This is a genomic window from Myxococcus sp. XM-1-1-1 (assembly GCF_020037095.1).
GTDB classification, from domain to species: domain Bacteria; phylum Myxococcota; class Myxococcia; order Myxococcales; family Myxococcaceae; genus Myxococcus; species Myxococcus fulvus.
In genome coordinates this window covers 779,949-796,658 of the sequence record NZ_JAIQDH010000002.1, presented here as the reverse complement: position 1 = coordinate 796,658, position 16,710 = coordinate 779,949, and the positions used below count along the sequence as shown (strand labels likewise).

Genomic DNA, 16,710 nt, shown 5'->3' with positions numbered 1-16,710 from the left:
GGGTTCCTGCACACGCATCCGGCGATGGACGGTTGACCCAGCAAGGGTCCAGCCCCGCTCATCGGAACCATGCGTCCCGCTGGGGGAATGTCGTCCGCGACACCTCTTGCGTCACGGCGGGGCAGCCCCAGGACAACCCCGGGGCGGGCCTTCAGAGCACCTTGCGCAGGGCGTACAGGGCGCGCTCCAGCAGCTTGCGCCACAGGGGCCGGCGGCGGAACTCCGCCAGCGTCACCTCGCGGCAGTCGCCGCAGTCCGTCCGGAAGGACTCCTCCAGTTGCCGGCCCAGGCGCGGGTCGGCGAAGACGGCGTTGACCTCGTGGTTGAAGGCCAGGCTCAGCCGCTCCAGGTTGAACGAGCCCAGGGTACCCCAGGCCCCGTCCACGACGGCCGTCTTGGCGTGGAGCACGCCGCGCTGCCACTCGAAGATGCGCACGCCCGCGCCCAGGAGCTTCTCGTAGAAGGCGCGGGTGACGAACTCGAGGAGGGGGTGGTCCGAGCGGGCGTTGAGCAAGAGGCTCACCTCCACGCCCCGCCGGGCCGCGTCGCGCAGCGCGGCGACGAGCCGCCGGTCCGGCACGAAGTAGGCCGCGGCGATGAGCACGCTCTTGCGCGAGCGCTGGATGGCGTGCAGGTACGCCCGGTGGATGCTGCGGCGGCTGGACAGCACCGCCAGCCCCACCTGGCCCCGCGCGCCCCCGCCGCGCCGGCGCCGCAGCCGCCCCAGGCCCGTGGCCCAGCGGTGGAAGCGGTCCTGGAACATCATCCTCCACGTGGCGAGGAAGCGGCGCTCCAGCGCGTGCACCGCGGGCCCCTCGATGCGCAGCACGTCATCGCGCCAGCCGCCGCCCTCCCCCGCCGGCGCCCAGTGCGCGGAGATGTTGACGCCCCCGGTGAAGGCCACCTCCCCGTCGACGATGAGGATCTTCCGGTGGTCCCGGCGCAGCAGGTGGCGCCAGCCGCGCGACAGGTTGAAGGGCTTGAAGGGGCGGATGTCCACGCCGCGCTGGCGCAGGGTGTCGAAGTACGACTTGCGGCTGGTCCACGAGCCCACCGCGTCGTAGAGCACCTTCACGTGCACGCCCCGCTCGGCCGCCTCCGCGAGCGCCTGGCCGAACAGCTCACCGACGGCGTCGGTGATGAACATGTACGTCTCCAGGCGGATGTAGCGCCGCGCCCGGCGGATGGCGTCCAGCATCGCCGGATAGGCCTCCACGCCGTCGCGGAGCAGCTCGCACGCGTTGCCCCGGACCACCGAGTGGCCGCGCGGCAGGTAGTAGCGCGCCAGCAGGAGGCTGGAGACACCAGGGCTCCAGACGGGCGCCTGCTCCGGCAGGGGGCCCTGGGAACAGCCGGCCTCGGGCGGCTCCTCACCCGAGACACCCGTCCTCTCGCTCATGACCTCCAGGTCGCGCATGGCGACCTTACGGTGCGGACGGCCCCTCGCGCCGGCAACCCGACGGGCCTCGCGGACGGCCCCTCGGGGTGATGCACCGTCCTGTGCAGGACGGTGCATCCCGGCGAAAACCCGCGACGACTACAGCCCGTACTCGGCGCGCTTGTTCTCGGCGCGCGTGGCACACGGCTGGTCGTACTCGGGGAAGTACTGCTTCACGTGGTCCAGGGTGGCGGCGGCGCCCTTGTAGTTGCCCTGGTTGTAGTACTTCTCCACCTCGAGCAGGAGCTTGGCGCAGGTGCGGTCCAGCTCCTGCTGCGCGGTCTGCATGCGCTCGCGGGCCTCGTAGTAGAGGTCCGGCTTGGGCTCCGGGTGGGCCTCCAGCATCAGCCACGCCTCGCGGAAGCCCTTCCAGGCCTCGTAGCGGTTGCGCGCGCCGATGTCCGGCGTGTCGCTGTTCTTGCGGCCGCGCTTGTAGGACTCGCTGGCCTGGCGCACCAGCTCCTCGGGGAGCAGGTCCGGCAGGAGCGCGCGCTCCACCCACACGTTCCAGATGCGCCAGGGGTCCTCACCCGGCGGGTTCTTCGTGTTGTCGAAGACGATGCGGTTGGGCTCGCCCTTCTTCAGGTGCTGGGCGGGAATCATCAGCTCCAGGGAGCGGTCCTGGCTGGCCAGCGTGTCCGGGGGCACCTTGCCCACGTCCACGCCGTTGACGCTCACCATCACCTCGTCCTTGGAGATGCCCTGCGCCTGGTAGTGGAGGATGACCACCGCGCGGGTGGCGGCGGTGTACTCCCACTCGAAGATCTTCATGTCCGGGCGGTTCCACGTCACGTCCGGCCCCAGGCCGAACGAGTCGCGGATGGGCTGCCCGGTGAGCATGGCGGGCTCCTCGCCCACGGGGCCCGTGTCCACGCCGCTGAGCACCAGCCAGTACAGGAGGCCGAAGATGCCCAGCACCAGCACCACGGCGCCGCCGATGATGCCGCCGCGCACCATGTTGGTGGCGTCCGCCCAGAACAGCTTCGCGCTGGCGACCAGGCCCGGCGACTCGCGGCGGATGCGGGCGCGCTCGGCGGCGGACAGGCCGCTGGCGGCGCCCGCGTTGGAGGTCGGCCTGGAGCGCACGGGCGCTGAAGCCCCCGTGCCGGGACGGGCGCGCGCGGGGGCGGAGGACGCGGCGCGCTCGATGGCCGCGGGGGCCTCCGCCGACGCCGACGCGGGCAGCGCGGCGCGCGCGCCACTCTGGCCGGCCGGACGCAGGGCCCGGAGGTTGTTGCGCGTGGCGCCCTGGCGCATCTCCGCCAGGGACTGCTCGTCGGCGCCCTCGGGGGCCAGGGCCACGCCCTTGTTGCGCTGACGCTTGAGCGCGTCCACGGACACGATGCGCGTGCTGTTCGCGCCGTCCTCGGCGCCGGCGGGTATCTCCTCCTCGCCGGTGGCGGCGTCGGCCGTCATCAGCGTGAAGACGAACGTCACCGGCCCCAGGGTCAGCTTGTCGCCGTCCTCCAGGGCCTGCGTCTGCACGGAGGTGCCATTGAGCAGGGTGCCATTGGCGCTGCCCTGGTCCTCGACGCTGTAGGCGTCACCGTCGAGGAACAGGCGGCAGTGGCGGCGGGAGACACCTGGGTCGTACAGCACGACGTCGCATTCGGACGTACGACCGATGAGCACGGAGTCCTGGTCGAAGACGAACTCCTTGCCGGCGTCTTTTCCCTCGGAGATCGTCAGCTGGAAAGGCATGGGGCTCTACAATCCTATCGAGGCTCGCGCCGCTCGGGCAACGGCGGCTCGCGCGGAGACGGGTTCCATCACCTCCGCCTCGCCCCCGAAGGACAACACCCACTGCGTGAGCCAGCGCTCGCTGTCGCCGGCCACCAGGACCTCCACGCCCCCGTCAGCGAGCGGGCGGGCGTCCTGGCCGAAGCGCTCCTTCACGTAGGGCGCCGCCACGGGCGAGAAGCGCACGCGGACGGACGCCTCGGAGCGGCTCCGGGCGGGATTGGGGACATCCGCCCGGGCATCGGGCGGGGGGAGGAAGGGGGTGTCGGTGACGGCCAGGTCCTCCATCCGGTCCAGCCGGAACAGTCGGGCGTCCTGCCGGGTGTGGCAGAAGCCCTGCAGATACCACTGCCCCCGGTGACTGAGCAGTTCGTACGGGCGCACCCTGCGGGGCTCGGCGGGGCGTCCGGGGCTGGCATATCCGAAGGTGACTTCTCGCCGCTCGAGAATCGCACGGGTGAGCGGCCCCAGGGCCTGGGGCGCCTCGGCGGAGGCGTCGATCTTCCGGTACATCTCCCGGTAGCGCTCGCGCACCTGGGGCGGCAGCACGCGCTCCAGCTTCTGCAGGGCGCTCTGCAGCGCGTCCCCGGAGGCCGGCCGGAGCAGCTCCGCCGCGGCGGCCAGGGCCGCGGCCTCCCCCGCCGTCAGCCGGGGCGGCGCGAACAGGCGCTGGTCCAGGTCCACGTAGACGCGGTCGTTGTCCACGTAGATGTCGATGTAGTCGTCCGGGTTGAAGGGCGGCCGGCCCACGCACGTGAGCAGGTCCAGCTCCTCCAGCAGGTCCTCCCGGCTGACGTTGAGGGCGCGCGCGAGCGCCTCCACCGTGACGCCGGGGTTCTTGGACACGTAGGGGACGAGGAACAGCAGGCGGCGGAGCCGCTCGTGGACGTTGCTCATGCGCTCACCTTGTCTTCCTGCGCGTCCGCGTGGCGGTTGGCCACGCGCGCGGCCATCTCCCGCAGGCGGGCACAGGCGCTCTCGGGTCCCTCCACCACGCAGTCCGCCCCCAGCGACAGGCAGAAGCGCACCAGGCCATCCAGGAAGCTCACCTTGAGGTGGGCCCGGGTGATGCCCCCTTCGGCCACCTGCTCCAGCACGGCGCCGGGGAACAGGCCCGAGGCGCGCGAGGCCAGCGCGCCCGACAGCCGCAGCACCACCTCCTGCGGCTCGTGGAAGCGGTGCTGCCACGGGAAGTACGCCACGTGGTTGTCGAGCGAGAAGTCCTCCGGCACCTGGAAGTCCGGGGTGCGCGGGCGCGCGGTGTTCACCTTCAGCTCACGCACGCGGTGGACATGGAAGGTGCGCAGGCCGCCGCGCAGCTGGCAGTGGCCCACCAGCGTCCACACGCCGCGCCGGAGCGCCAGGCCATACGGGTCCACGCGGCGCTGGGTGGCGTGGGGGTGCTTGGGGCTGGCGTAGGAAATCTCCACCCACTTGCGCGCGGCGCACGCGTCCCAGAGCTGCTCCAGGCGGGCGGAGATCTCCTTCTCCTGTCCCTCCTGCACCGCGCCCAGCTCCATGCGGACCCTGGGCGTGGGCAGCGACTGGCCGGCGAAGAAGCCAATCTTGCGCAGGGCGTGCGCCAGGTCATCGCGGCCGGGGAAGGCGCCGGACGTGAGCGCGGCGGAGCCGGCGGCGTAGAGCACGGCCAGCTCCTCCTTGGTGAGGTCCGCCTCCGGGAGGTAGTAGGCGTCGCGGTCGACGATGTAGCCGTCGCGGCGCTCGTCGTCTCCCTGGACGTAGGTGAGCGGGAAGCCCAGCTCCACCAGCTCCGCCTTGTCGCGCTCGAACTTGCGCTCGGCGGCGTCGTCCGAGCCTCCGTAATCAGCGGGGAAGTGCTCGCGCAGCTCGGCCCAGGAGATGGGCTCGCGCGCGTCGAGCAAGAGGGCCACGAGGTCGAGGATGCGTTCGGTGCGGTCCATTCGGGAAGGTCGGCGACGATGCCGGGCGGACCCCAGGGGGTCAAGGAAGGGGCACGTGACAGGAGGAAAACAACGGCCCGGCCCGCGCGCGTCCAGGCTGATAGCCACCCAGGACTGAACAGGCAAGCAGGTAATTAATTGTGTGATGGTTGCAACACAGGTGGGAAGGTTGAACCCGCCAAGGAGGGCTCGCACTATGGGCGCGACTTGGGATATTCCTGCGCCAGCTTCAGAAGGGACCTCTCCATGAACCGCACCTTCCGTGACGTGGTCGCCGGGCTGGCACTGCTGGTGGGGTTGTTCTGCGGGATGATGCCTGCCTCCGCTGAAGCCGAGCCCCTCTATTTCGCCGTGGAGGTCTGGCGCGACGGGCGGCTGGTGGCCCAGCCCAAGCTGCTCGGAGAGACGGGCCGCACGCTGCGCGCCGAGCGCCGTCGCCCGGGCGCCGCCACGGCGGACTACCGACTGGTGCTGATGCCGCGCGCCGAGGGCGAGTCCTTCCTCCTCCAGCTGGACCTGCTGCTGCCGGAGGCCAAGGGCCACTCGGAGCTGGCGCTGCTCCACGGCCAGCAGCGCAAGCTGCAGCTCGGCCGCGTGCCGGGCGAGCTGGAAGTGTCGCTGCTCCTGATGAAGGTGGACTCGCCCGAGTTCCGAGCCCTCATGCAGCTGGGCACCGACGGCGGCAAGAGCGGCACCTCCTGCTCCATCTGATCCACGCCGGCTACAGCACCGCCAGGTCGTCGCGGTGCACGGCCTCATCCAGGTAGCGGTACCCCAACACGGACTCGATGTCCGACGTGCGCCGTCCGGCGATGCGCCGCAGCTCGTCCGCGCCGTAGGACGCCAGCCCCCGCGCGAACACCTCGCCGGACGCGTCCGCCAGGTCCACCGGGTCGCCCCGGTCGAAGTCGCCCGTCACCTGCTTCACGCCGCTGGGCAGGAGGCTGCGCTTGCCGTGGACGATGGCCTCGCGCGCGCCGGCATCCACGGTGAGTGTGCCCAGGGGCCGCAGCGCATGGGCAATCCACGCGGCGCGGGAGCCCCGGCGCGCGCCGGTGGGCTCGAAGAGGGTGCCCATGGGCTCACCCTCCAGCACGGCGCGCAGCCGGCCGGGCAAGGCGCCCGAGGTGATGACGCCCCGGATGCCCTGCTCGGCGGCGCTCGCGGCGGCGCGGACCTTGGTCGCCATGCCGCCGGTGCCCACGCCGCTGGAGGTGCCCCCCGCGAGCGCGAGGACGTCGGAGGTGACCTCCTCCACGGTGTCCAGCAGGCGCGCGCCCGCGTCGCGGCGGGGGTCCGCGGTGAACAGGCCCTCCACGTCGGAGAGCAGCACCAGCGCGTCGGCCTCCACCACGCCGGCCACCAGGCCCGCCAGCGTGTCGTTGTCACCGAACTTCAGCTCGTCCACGGAGACAGTGTCGTTCTCGTTGATGACGGGCACCACGGACGCGGACAACAGGCGCTCCAGGGTGTGCTTCACGTTGAGGTAGCGCCGCCGGTCCCGCATGTCCTCGTGGGTGAGCAGCACCTGGGCCACCGCCTGTCCCTGGGCGCCGAAGACGTCCTCGTACGCCTGCATCAGCCGGCTCTGTCCCACCGCGGCGCACGCCTGCTTGCCCGGGATGTCGCGAGGGCGCGAGCCCAGGCCCAGCCGCTCCATGCCCAGGGCGATGGCGCCGCTGGACACCACCACCAGCTCGCGGCCCTGGGCCGCCCACAGCAGGTCCTCCCCCAGCGCCACGAAGTGCTCGCGGTTGAAGCGGCCGGTGGCGTGCGTGAGGGCGTTGGTGCCGATCTTCACCACCACGCGCTTCGCGGCGCGCAGGGCGTTACGTCCCGAGTGAGTCACGTCCGCGAGCGTAGGACGGAAAAGGAAACAGGGCGCAAGGGCCGTGTGTTCACTACGGTTCCGGCAACCCGGGCCGGAGGGGCGTGTCAGCCACATCGTTGGGGCGCCGTATAAAGTGCCGGGAAGGACGGGGTCAGCCGGCTTCCGTCAGGAGAGCAAGCGTTTGAAGGAAATCTACGGCAACACCCTGGGCCTCAAGGCGAACGAGCAACACCGGCTGCGGAACACCTTCCGCCGGCGCGTGTCGCCTCACGAAATCGTGTCGCCCGAGCTCGCCCGCCACCTCACCGAGCTGTCCCACGAGACGAACCGACAGGTGGGCGTGCTCATCAACCGCAAGGGGGAAATCGAGCACGTGGTGGTGGGCAATGCTCACAAGCTGGAGCTGCCGGACATCGGCCGCGCGCGTGCGGGCCAGGTGCGTCTGCGTGGCCTGCGGCTGGTGCACACGCACCTCAAGAGCGAGCCGCTCACCAAGGACGACCTGACGGACCTGGCGCTGTTGCGCCTGGACTGCGTGGCCGCGGTGGGCGTGGGACAGGAGGGGCTGCCGGGCGTGCTGCACTACGCCCACCTCGTGCCGGAGAACGGCACGGGTGAGTTCTGGCAGGTCACCACCCTGCCCTCCGTGCACCTGGAGCAGCCGGACCTCATCGACACGCTGGACGCGCTGGAGGAGGAGTTCAACCGCAAGGCGGCGGCGCGCGCGGTGAGTGGGCGGGAGAAGGCCATCCTCGTGGCGGTGTGCCTGGACGGCAACCGGGCGCAGGCGGAGGCGAGCCTCGCGGAGCTCAGGGAGCTGGCGCGCACCGCGGGCGTGGAGGTGGTGGACAGCGTGCTCCAGGTGAAGCGCGAGGCGGACCCTCGCTACCTCATCGGGCGGGGCAAGCTGGAGGACCTGAACCTGCGCTCGATGCAGTCCATGGTGGACCTGCTCATCTTCGACAAGGACCTCACCCCCTCGCAGGGGCGCCACATCGGCGAGGCCACCAGCCTCAAGGTCCTGGACCGCACCCAGCTCATCCTCGACATCTTCGCGCAGCGCGCGCAGAGCGCCGAGGGCAAGCTCCAGGTGGAGCTGGCGCAGCTGAAGTACCGGCTGCCCAGGCTGGTGCAGAGCGATGACTCGCTCAGCCGGCTCGCGGGTGGCATCGGCGGGCGCGGCCCCGGTGAGACGAAGCTGGAAATCGACCGACGCCGGGTGCGCGAGCGAATCACGCATCTGGAGAAGCGCATCGACACGATTGGCCGGGAGCGCAGCGTGCGGCGGGCGCAGCGAAACCGCCGCGAGCTGCCGGTCATCTCCATCGTCGGGTACACCAACGCGGGCAAGTCCACGTTGCTCAACGCGATCACGAACGCGCAGGTGCTGGCGGAGAACAAGCTGTTCGCCACGCTGGACCCGACGAGCCGCAGGCTGCGCTTCCCGCAGGAGCGCGAGGTCATCATCACCGACACGGTGGGCTTCATCCGGGACCTGCCCAAGGACCTGGTGGCGGCCTTCCGCGCGACGCTGGAGGAGCTGTACGACGCGAGCCTCCTGCTGCACGTGGTGGACGCGGGCGACCCGGCGCGCGACGACCAGGTGGAGGCGGTGGAGAAGATCCTGTCGTCGCTGGGGTTGATGGAGAAGCCCCGGTTGATGGTGTGGAACAAGGCGGACCTGCTCTCCGCGGAGGAGGTGGAGTCGCTGCTTCGCTCGCGGGGCGGGGTGGCCATCAGCGCCCAGACGCGCGACGGGCTGCAGACGCTCCTGGCGAAGGCGGACACCACGCTGTTCGCAGAAGGGGCGTCCGAGTCGATGGGCATCGTCTGACGCGGCGTGCGGGTTGCGAGGTGGCATGGCTCCCCCTAGAGTCGGGGGGCCGTGTCCATCTCCCTCGCGTCCACCTTGTCGTCGGTCCTGCTCGCCCAGGCGGTGCCGGACTACACCCGTCCCGTCTCCTCCATGTCTCCGAAGTACTTCGAGATTTTGGAGCAGAACAGCCACATCATCTACCCGCTGGTGGCGATACTGACGCTGGTGCTCATCGCCGCGGGCATCCTCCAGGCGTGGAGGACGCAGGACCTGGACGGCCTGCAGAAGAGCGAGTTCAAGAAGGCCATCGTCAACGAGCTGCGCAGCAACATCACCGGACTGCCGGGTGACGTGCTGGCGAAGGCCGTGGGGCTGGACCGACTGAAGACCCACCGTTTGCTGGAGCAGATGCAGCAGGACGGCATGGTGGTGAGCCACACCAACTCGCAGCGCCTGACGGTCTGGCGCATCCGTGGCGCCGCCCCCGAGGCGAGCGCTCGGCGCTACTGAGGTCGTCTGTGAACGAGGGGGGAAGCATGCAGTTCACGATTGCTCACTGCGACTACCCCAGCTCCGGGGAGATGTTCCTCTACTTCAGCCTCTTCCTTGTCATCACTCTCGGTCCGTTGCTCGTGTGGTGGCTGCGTCGCGGCGCCAGGCGCTCCGGCTACGGACTGTCTTCGACCTCGTCCAGGTAGCCCCGAAGGACTGACGCCACCTGTCCCACGTCGGGGGCGCGCAGGATGGAGTAGTGGTCTCCTGCAATCGCGTGCACGGTGAGCGCGCCTGTCGCCACCTGCTCCCAGCCGTGAACACGGCGAGTGCCCGTCGCTTCGATGGAGACGACAGGCCCTGAATAGGGCTTGGGCACGTAGCGCCACGCGGCCAACAGGTTCACCTCGAAGACGCGGCGCAAGGCACTGAGTGACGGTGTGACGCCACTCCCCTGCTCGCGAGCGTGGGTCTCCAGGATGCGCAGCAGCGCCTCGGGTGTCTCGGCGCTCTGCGCGGCTTCGCCGTGTCCCATCGCGCGCAGCAGGTCGAGGTGGAACAGCTCGCCGAAGCGCTGAGCCTCGTCGTGCCCTGGCGCGGCGCCGTCTCCATCGTACGGACGCACGAAGCCGTCGATGAGCGCGAGCACCTCCACCCGCTCTCCTCGCTGCTCGAGCTGCTGCGCCATCTCCCACGCGATGCTGGCGCCCATCGACCAGCCTCCGAGCCGATAGGGCCCGTGCGGCTGCACGTCTCGCATCGCCGCGAGGTAGAGGCTCGCCATCTCGGGGATGCTCTCGCAGGGCGGCGCTTCACCATCGAGCCCGCGTGACTCGAGCCCGTGGAACGGCTGCTCCGGCCCCAAGTGCTTCGCGAGCTCCGCGTAGCTCAGCACCGTGCCGCCCACGGGATGCACACAGAAGAAGGGACGACGTCCACGTCCCTCGGTCAGTCGCACCAGCGGCGTCCAGGACGACGACTCACGTCGCAGCACCGAGGCCACGTGCTCCACCGTCGCGCGCTGGAAGAGCGCGGCCACCGGCAGGCTCCTGCCCACGACGCCACGGATGCGCGCGAGCAACCGGATGGTCATCAGCGAGTGACCTCCCAGCGCGAAGAAGTCCTCCGTCACGCCGACAGGGCGGACGCCCAGCACCTCTTCCCACACGCCCACCAGCGCGCGCTCCAGTGCGTCGCGAGGTTCCTGGTGTCCTTCGCGAGCCACGCGTTGGAACGAGCCCGGAGCGGGCAGCGCCTTGCGGTCCACCTTACCCGTGGGAGCCAGGGGCAGTGTGTCCAGGCGCACGAGCACACTCGGCACCAGATACTCCGGCAACCGTGCTTCGAGGCGCCCGCGCAGCACCTCCACGTCACACGGCGCCTCGTGCACCACGTAGCCCACCAGTCGCTTCTCGCCGCCCTCCTCCTGTCTCGCCACCACCACCGCGTCCCTCACACCCGGCAGCGCCTTCAGCGCCACCTCCACCTCACCCAACTCCACACGGAAGCCACGCACCTTCACCTGTCCGTCCACGCGCCCCAGGAACTCCAGGTTCCCGTCGCCGAGCCACCGCGCCTTGTCGCCCGTGCGATACAGCCGCGCACCCGGCACCTCACTCAGCGCATCCGGGATGAAGCGCTCCGCGGTCAGCTCCGTCCTGCCCCAGTACCCGTGCGCGAGGCTCGCGCCGCCGACGTACACCTCTCCCACCACGCCCACGGGGCTCGGCGCGCCCCGCTCATCCAGCACGTACACCTTCACGTTGGAGATGGGCGTCCCCACGGGAGGCAACGCTGGCCAGGTCGATGGCGGGCCTCGCGCCCTCCAGGCCGTGACGACGTGCGCCTCCGACGGGCCATACTGGTTCTCCAGCACGCAGCCTGGCAGTCGCTCGAAGAAGGACACCAGCGCGGGCGTCACCTGCAACTGCTCACCCGCCGTCACCACCTCGCGCAGGGGCGGCAGCTCCGCTTCATGCTGCGCCACCTCGCACAGCGCCTGGAGCGCCACGAAGGGCAGATACAAGCGCCCCACTCCATGCGCCACCATGCGCCCGAGCAGCGCCACCGGGTCCTTGCGCTCCGCCTCCCCCACCAGCAACACCGTGCCGCCCAGACACCACGTGCCGAACAGCTCCTGGAACGACACATCGAAGTTCAGCGACGCGAACTGCAGCGTCGTCGCACCCGGGTCCACGGTGCGCGCGAGCAGCCACCGCAGCATGTTCCCCACCGCGCGATGGGACATGAGGATGCCCTTGGGACGCCCCGTGCTCCCCGACGTGTAGACGAAGTAGCAGGGCGTCTCGGGAGACAGGGACAGCGCTGGAGCCTGTCCGGGCCTCGTCCGGATTCGCGAGGCCTCATCCTCCAGGCGCACCCGCCTCGTCCCCGGATGCTCGGGAAGCGCGCGTCCGAGCTCTCCCTGCACCAGCACCACCGGCGCGCCCGTGTCCTCCAGCATCTGCGCCAGCCGCTGTGCCGGATAGCTCGGGTCCAGGGGAAGGAACGCCGCGCCTGCCTTCAGCGTGGCCAGCACCGCCACCGGCATCTCCAAATCACCGCGCTCCAGGCACAGGCCCACCGTGCTCCCAGGCGTCACCCCCAACGCGAGCAGGTGATGCGCGAGCTGGTTCGCGCGCTGCTCCAGCTCGGCGTAGGTCAGCGAGGCCACGCCATCCGTCACCGCCACGGCGTCAGGCGAGCGCGCCACCTGGGCCTCGACCCACGCGTGCATCAGCCCCGCGACAGCGTCCGGGGTCTCGCGCCCGCTCCACTCGCGCAGCAGCTCCCGCCGCTCCGACTCCGCGAGCAAGGGCGCATCACCGACGCGCACGCTCGGGTCGGCCACCAGCCCCTCCAACAACGTGACGTAGTGCCCCGCCATCCTCCGCGCCGTCGCCGCGTCGAACAGCGCGGTGTTGTACTCCCAGAAGCCCACCCACCCCTCGGGCGTCTCGCGCAGGAAGCAGATGAGGTCGAACTTCGACATGCCGGAGTCGAAGGACACCTCCTGCTCCACCAACCCCGGCAACGACGGCAGCGAGCGCGGCCCCTGGATGACGAACATCACCTGGAACAGCGGCGAGCGACTCAAGTCACGCGGCGGGCGCAGCGCCTCCACCAGCGTCTCGAACGGGACGTCTTGTCGCGCATAGGCGCCCAGACATACCTGCCGCACCCGGCCCAGGAGCGAACGGAAGGACTCCTCCGGGTCCACGTCCACACGGGGCGCGAGCGTGTTGACGAAGAACCCGATGAGGTTCTCCAGCTCGCGCCGGTTGCGTCCCGAGATGGGCGTCCCCACCACCACGTCCCGCTGTCCGCTGTAGCGCGACATCAACACCTGGAAGCACGCGAGCAGCAGCATGAACGGCGTCACGCTCTCGGCGCGCCCCAGGGCCTTCACCGCCTGGGAGAGTGATGGAGACAGCGGCACCGCCACGGTGGCGCCCAGGAAGGTCTGCACGGGAGGTCGGGGCCGGTCCAGGGGAAGCTCCAGCGAGGGAGAGGCTCCCGTCAGCAGCTCCGTCCACCACGCGAGCTGCTCATCCAGCAGCTCCCCCTTCAGCCAGTCGCGCTGCCACACCGCGTGGTCCGCGTACTGGATGGGCAGCGCGGGCAACACGGGCGCGCGCCCTTCGGTGTGGGCCGCGTAAAGCTCCCGCAGGTCGCGCTCCAGCACGCCCAGCGACCACCCATCGCAGGAGACATGGTGCAGCATCAGGAGGAACACATGGTCGTCTTCCGCCACGCGCAGCAGCCGGGCGCGCAGCATCGGCCCCGTGCCCAGGTCGAACGGGCGCCGCGTCTCCGCCTCCGCTTCGCGCCGTGCCTCGGCCTCGTCGGCGACCTGCGTCACCCGCAGCGTCACCTCGACGTCGGGCAGGATGTGCTGCACCGGCCGCCCCGCCTCCTCGCCGAACGTGGTGCGCAAGGACTCGTGCCGTCGCACCAGGTCCGACAACGCGCGCTCCAGCGCCGGGACATCCAGGCGCCCCTGGAGCCGCGCGAAGAAGGGCACGTTGTAGGAGAAGCCTCCCGCGTCCACCTGAGAGAGGAACCACAGGCGCTGCTGGGCGAAGGACAGCGGAGGGGCCGTGTCCCTCGACACGGGCACCAGAGGAGGGAGCCCCCGCCCCCTCCCCACCACTCGCTTCGGCTCGGGCGCGGCCATGGCTGCACCTCCGCCGACACTTATAGCGCCAAGCGACGTGCGGGTTCGAGCAACGGCCTCAGCCCGCCGCCTTCCACCGCTGCTTGGGGCGCCAGGACATCATCCCCGGGCTGCCGCGCACCTTGTCCAGGTAGAAGCCGAGCAGCTCGGGGTTGAAGGTGGGCTCCTGAATCCCCGAGCCGGCCAGGTGCTGGCGCACATGGGTGCAATCCCAGACGTAGTTGTCCTGGTACAGCTCCACCATCGCCTGTCCCCCACTCAACGGGTCCCTGAAGATGCTCAGCAACGGGAAGATGGGCGCCTCGGGGTCCGTGTCCCACAGGGAGACCCATTCCTTGAACGGCACCACCGGCAGGGGACGTCCCAGGGACTTTCCCACCCGCTCGAAGAACTCCAGGAGCGTCAGGTCGTGCTCCGGGGCGGGCGCGACGTGGAACTTCTTGCCCAGCCCCTTCGGGTCGCGGGCAATCACGGCAATCGCCGACGTCATGTAGTCCACCGTGGTCAACCCCTCGTGCAGCCCCCGCAGGTCCGGGACGGCATCCAGGATGAGGCAGGTGCTGACCAGCCGTCCCCACCACTGGTAGCTGGCGAAGGCGCCCGTGCGGCTGTGCAACGTCGCGTAGCCCAGACGGAACGTCATCAAGGGCAGGCCCTGCGACTGCGCGAGGTCGGCGATCTTCTCCATCACCCACTTGCTGCTCGCGTAGCCGATGTCGGAGATGACGGCGGGGAGGTTCTGGTCGATGTCGTCCGTCTCCCGCATCACCTTCTTGCCGGTGAGCCGGTTGCCCCAGCTGTGGATGGAGAGCGTCGAGAACAGCATCAGCGCCTTGACCCGCTGATGGCCGGCGAAGGCAATCACCTGCCGCACGCCCTCGACGTTGTCGCGCTTCATCTGGGAGTAGGGCTCGATGAAGTTCACCGCGCCAGCCGAGTGATAGATGACGTCCACCGACGCGGACAGCTGGCGGTAGTCCTCCTCGGACATCCCGAAGCGGGGCGCGGCGATGTCTCCGGCATGGACCCGCACCCGCTCCCAGTCACGCTCGCTCAGCGGCACCTGATAGTGGTCGACCACCTGTCGCAGCCGCGCGCGTCCCAGCGCGTCGCTGACATCGCGCACCAGACAATGGACGTCGGCGTCGTTGCGCGAGAGCAACTCCGACAGCAGGTGGACGCCCACGAAGCCCGTGGCCCCCGTGAGCAGGATGTGCCGCGGCCGCGCGAGCCGCCCGGGGTCGAAGCCCGAGGAGAAGTCCGTGCCGGGCAGGAGCCAGACATCCTCCCGGAGCGCGCGCAGGGGCTCCGGGTCATGCATCGCGCCCCCGTGCGCGGCTCGCGGCTCCAGCGCCGAGGCGAGCTTCCGAACGGTCCTGTGCTCGTAGACATCACGAATGTAGGCCTTCAGCCCGAGACGACGGGAGACGCTGGCGGCGAGCGTGGAGGCCAGCAACGAGTGCCCTCCCACCTCGAAGAAGCTGTCGTCCGCCGTGAACCCGGAGTGGCCGAGGACCTCCGTCCAGGCGCTGGCGAGGCTCTTCTCCAGTTCGCCGGAGAACGCCTCCTCGCCCTGCGTCCGCACCGTGGAGGTCCGCAGCATCTCCCGCAGGGCCTGCTTGTCCGTCTTGCCATTGGCGGTGGTGGGGAGCGAGGCCAGACAGAGGTACTGGCCAGGCAGCATGAAGTCGGGCAGCTCCACGCGCAGCGCCGCCCTCAGGCTCGCGATGAGCGTCGAGGTGGGGACCTGGGTGTCACGCGGCGAGACGAACGCCACCAGTCGCTTGTTGGAGGGACCCGCGGAGTCATCGACCAGTACCGCGGCGGCCTTGAGCGCCGGGCCGCGCATGAGGACGGACTCCACCTCGCCCATCTCCACGCGATTGCCGCGAATCTTGATCTGCTCATCCTGTCGCCCGAGGAACTGGATGCTCCCATCCGGCAGCCCACGCGCCAGGTCCCCCGTGCGATAGACGCGGCCACCGAGCGAAGGCGGCGTGACGAAGCGCTCGGCCGTCAGCGCGGCATCTCCGAGATAGCCGCGCCCCAGGCAGTCACCCGCGATGCACAACTCCCCCGCCTCCCCCCAAGGCACCACCTCCAGTCGCTCATCCAGGATGAAGACCTCGGCGCCGGCGACGGGCGTCCCGATGGAGGCGGGCCGGTTCAGGCGCCTGCTCTCCACCACCCGGTGGGTGACGAAGATGGTGGTCTCCGTCGGTCCGTAATAGTCCACCAGGGTGTAGGAGAGTCCCTCGGTCTCCACCGGATGGAGCTTCTCGCCCCCGGTGAAGAGGTAGCGCAGGGCCAGCTTCTGGTGTGCGGACCTTCCGACGAAGTCTGGCACCATCACCGTCGGGAGGAAGGCGTGGGTGATGCCGTGCTCGGCGTAGAACGCCAGCAAGGCCCCCACGTCCAGACGGATGTCGTCCGTGAGCACGTGGATGCAAGCCCCCGCCGCCAGGGCTGAGCCCACCTCCCATTGCGAGACATCGAAGGCCACGCTGGCCATCAACAGCGTGTGACTGCCAGGCCCCATGTCGAACCGGGCGTTGTGCCACCGCACCAGCTTCGCCAGGGAGTGGTGCTCGATGACCACGCCCTTCGGCTGCCCCGTGGTCCCCGACGTGAAGATGGCATAGGCCGCGTCATGCCCCTGGATGTCCACTTCACGGAAGGCCTTCACGGGCGCCTGGCGCAGCAGCTCATCGAGGGACTGCACCTCCCAGCCCGGCAACGTCATGGTCGAGGACGTGGTGGAGAGCACGAGGGGCGCATCACATTGGCTGGCAATGGCTTGCTTGCGGCGGTCCGGGAAGGCCTTGTCGATGGGCACGTACGCCGCGCCCGCCTTCATGACGGCCAGGAAAGCGACGATGAGGCTCTCCGAGTGCTCGGTCACCACGGGCACCAAGGAGCCCCTGGCGACACCTCGCGCCTGGAGATGGGCCGCGACCTTGCTGCTCCTCGCGTCCAGCTCCGCATAGGAGAGGCGCTCACGGAGCCCCACCACCGCGGGGGCACTGGGATTGAGGGCACACTGACGACGAAAGCCGTCGAGCACGGATTTGTTCGACACGAGAGGCCTCCATGGACAGAGAAGGAGCCAACAATGGAAGACACAACCGCTGGCCCACACAACAATCACACAACAACCGCGCCTCATTCCACCCGAGCCCTCGGACGCAAACCCATCGCGGCATACCCAGTCCCGCAAGCCCTCTCGGGCTGAAAGACAGTTCATCCAACACCCCGCACCTCCCTGCGCCTGCGGGCCAGGCACGACCCGCGACA

General features: G+C 70.0%; 10 protein-coding genes. 3 read left to right on the top strand and 7 right to left on the bottom strand.

The genetic code is table 11. The features are described from left to right. Positions 1-151 precede the first annotated feature (151 nt). The 4 genes from K8640_RS07230 to K8640_RS07215 all read right to left on the bottom strand — a co-directional run bounded on the left by K8640_RS07230 (position 152) and on the right by K8640_RS07215 (position 5,100). Positions 152-1,399 (bottom strand): phosphatidylserine/phosphatidylglycerophosphate/cardiolipin synthase family protein, encoded by a 1,248-nt coding sequence (locus K8640_RS07230; RefSeq protein WP_370640318.1) that lies wholly within the window; start codon positions 1,397-1,399, stop codon positions 152-154. Between the two features lie 138 nt (positions 1,400-1,537). Then, entirely contained in the window at positions 1,538-3,139 is a 1,602-nt protein-coding gene (locus K8640_RS07225; protein WP_223746391.1) for an FHA domain-containing protein, read from the bottom strand. A 6-nt stretch (positions 3,140-3,145) separates the two neighbouring features. Beyond that, entirely contained in the window at positions 3,146-4,075 is a 930-nt protein-coding gene (locus K8640_RS07220; protein WP_141332140.1) for a YafY family protein, read from the bottom strand. Continuing rightward, a complete protein-coding gene (locus tag K8640_RS07215) occupies positions 4,072-5,100 on the bottom strand; it encodes a YafY family protein (protein ID WP_223746390.1) in 1,029 nt (342 codons plus the stop codon). Before K8640_RS07215 ends, K8640_RS07220 begins: the two co-directional genes overlap by 4 nt. A 246-nt stretch (positions 5,101-5,346) precedes the next feature. Between K8640_RS07215 and K8640_RS07210 the strand changes: the two genes are divergently transcribed. Continuing rightward, the gene (locus K8640_RS07210; RefSeq protein WP_141332142.1) at positions 5,347-5,811 is read left to right on the top strand and encodes a hypothetical protein; all 465 of its coding nucleotides are present in this window, start codon (positions 5,347-5,349) and stop codon (positions 5,809-5,811) included. 10 nt (positions 5,812-5,821) lie between these two features. On the opposite strand, the gene proB is transcribed toward K8640_RS07210, so the two are convergent. Continuing rightward, complete coding sequence (gene proB, locus K8640_RS07205) at positions 5,822-6,949, bottom strand: glutamate 5-kinase (RefSeq protein ID WP_223746389.1); 1,128 nt, start codon at positions 6,947-6,949, stop codon at positions 5,822-5,824. Between the two features lie 163 nt (positions 6,950-7,112). Between proB and hflX the strand changes: the two genes are divergently transcribed. Next, positions 7,113-8,765, top strand: coding sequence for a GTPase HflX (gene hflX / locus K8640_RS07200; RefSeq protein WP_141332144.1), 1,653 nt, complete (start codon positions 7,113-7,115; stop codon positions 8,763-8,765). A gap of 51 nt (positions 8,766-8,816) precedes the next feature. Beyond that, positions 8,817-9,257, top strand: coding sequence for a hypothetical protein (locus K8640_RS07195; protein WP_223746388.1), 441 nt, complete (start codon positions 8,817-8,819; stop codon positions 9,255-9,257). A gap of 157 nt (positions 9,258-9,414) precedes the next feature. Here K8640_RS07195 and K8640_RS07190 read toward each other — a convergent pair whose 3' ends face one another. Both K8640_RS07190 and K8640_RS07185 read right to left on the bottom strand, forming a co-directional pair. Continuing rightward, complete coding sequence (locus K8640_RS07190; RefSeq protein WP_223746387.1) at positions 9,415-13,353, bottom strand: non-ribosomal peptide synthetase; 3,939 nt, start codon at positions 13,351-13,353, stop codon at positions 9,415-9,417. Positions 13,354-13,474: 121 nt separating this feature from the next. Continuing rightward, entirely contained in the window at positions 13,475-16,495 is a 3,021-nt protein-coding gene (locus K8640_RS07185) for an amino acid adenylation domain-containing protein (protein WP_223746386.1), read from the bottom strand. Between the last annotated feature and the right edge of the window lie 215 nt (positions 16,496-16,710).

Coding starts and splice junctions, on each gene's coding strand:
- K8640_RS07230 (WP_370640318.1), bottom strand. CDS start 1,399: ATGAGCGAGAGGACGGGTGTCTCGGGTGAGGAGCCGCCCGAGGCCGGC.
- K8640_RS07225 (WP_223746391.1), bottom strand. CDS start 3,139: ATGCCTTTCCAGCTGACGATCTCCGAGGGAAAAGACGCCGGCAAGGAG.
- K8640_RS07220 (WP_141332140.1), bottom strand. CDS start 4,075: ATGAGCAACGTCCACGAGCGGCTCCGCCGCCTGCTGTTCCTCGTCCCC.
- K8640_RS07215 (WP_223746390.1), bottom strand. CDS start 5,100: ATGGACCGCACCGAACGCATCCTCGACCTCGTGGCCCTCTTGCTCGAC.
- K8640_RS07210 (WP_141332142.1), top strand. CDS start 5,347: ATGAACCGCACCTTCCGTGACGTGGTCGCCGGGCTGGCACTGCTGGTG.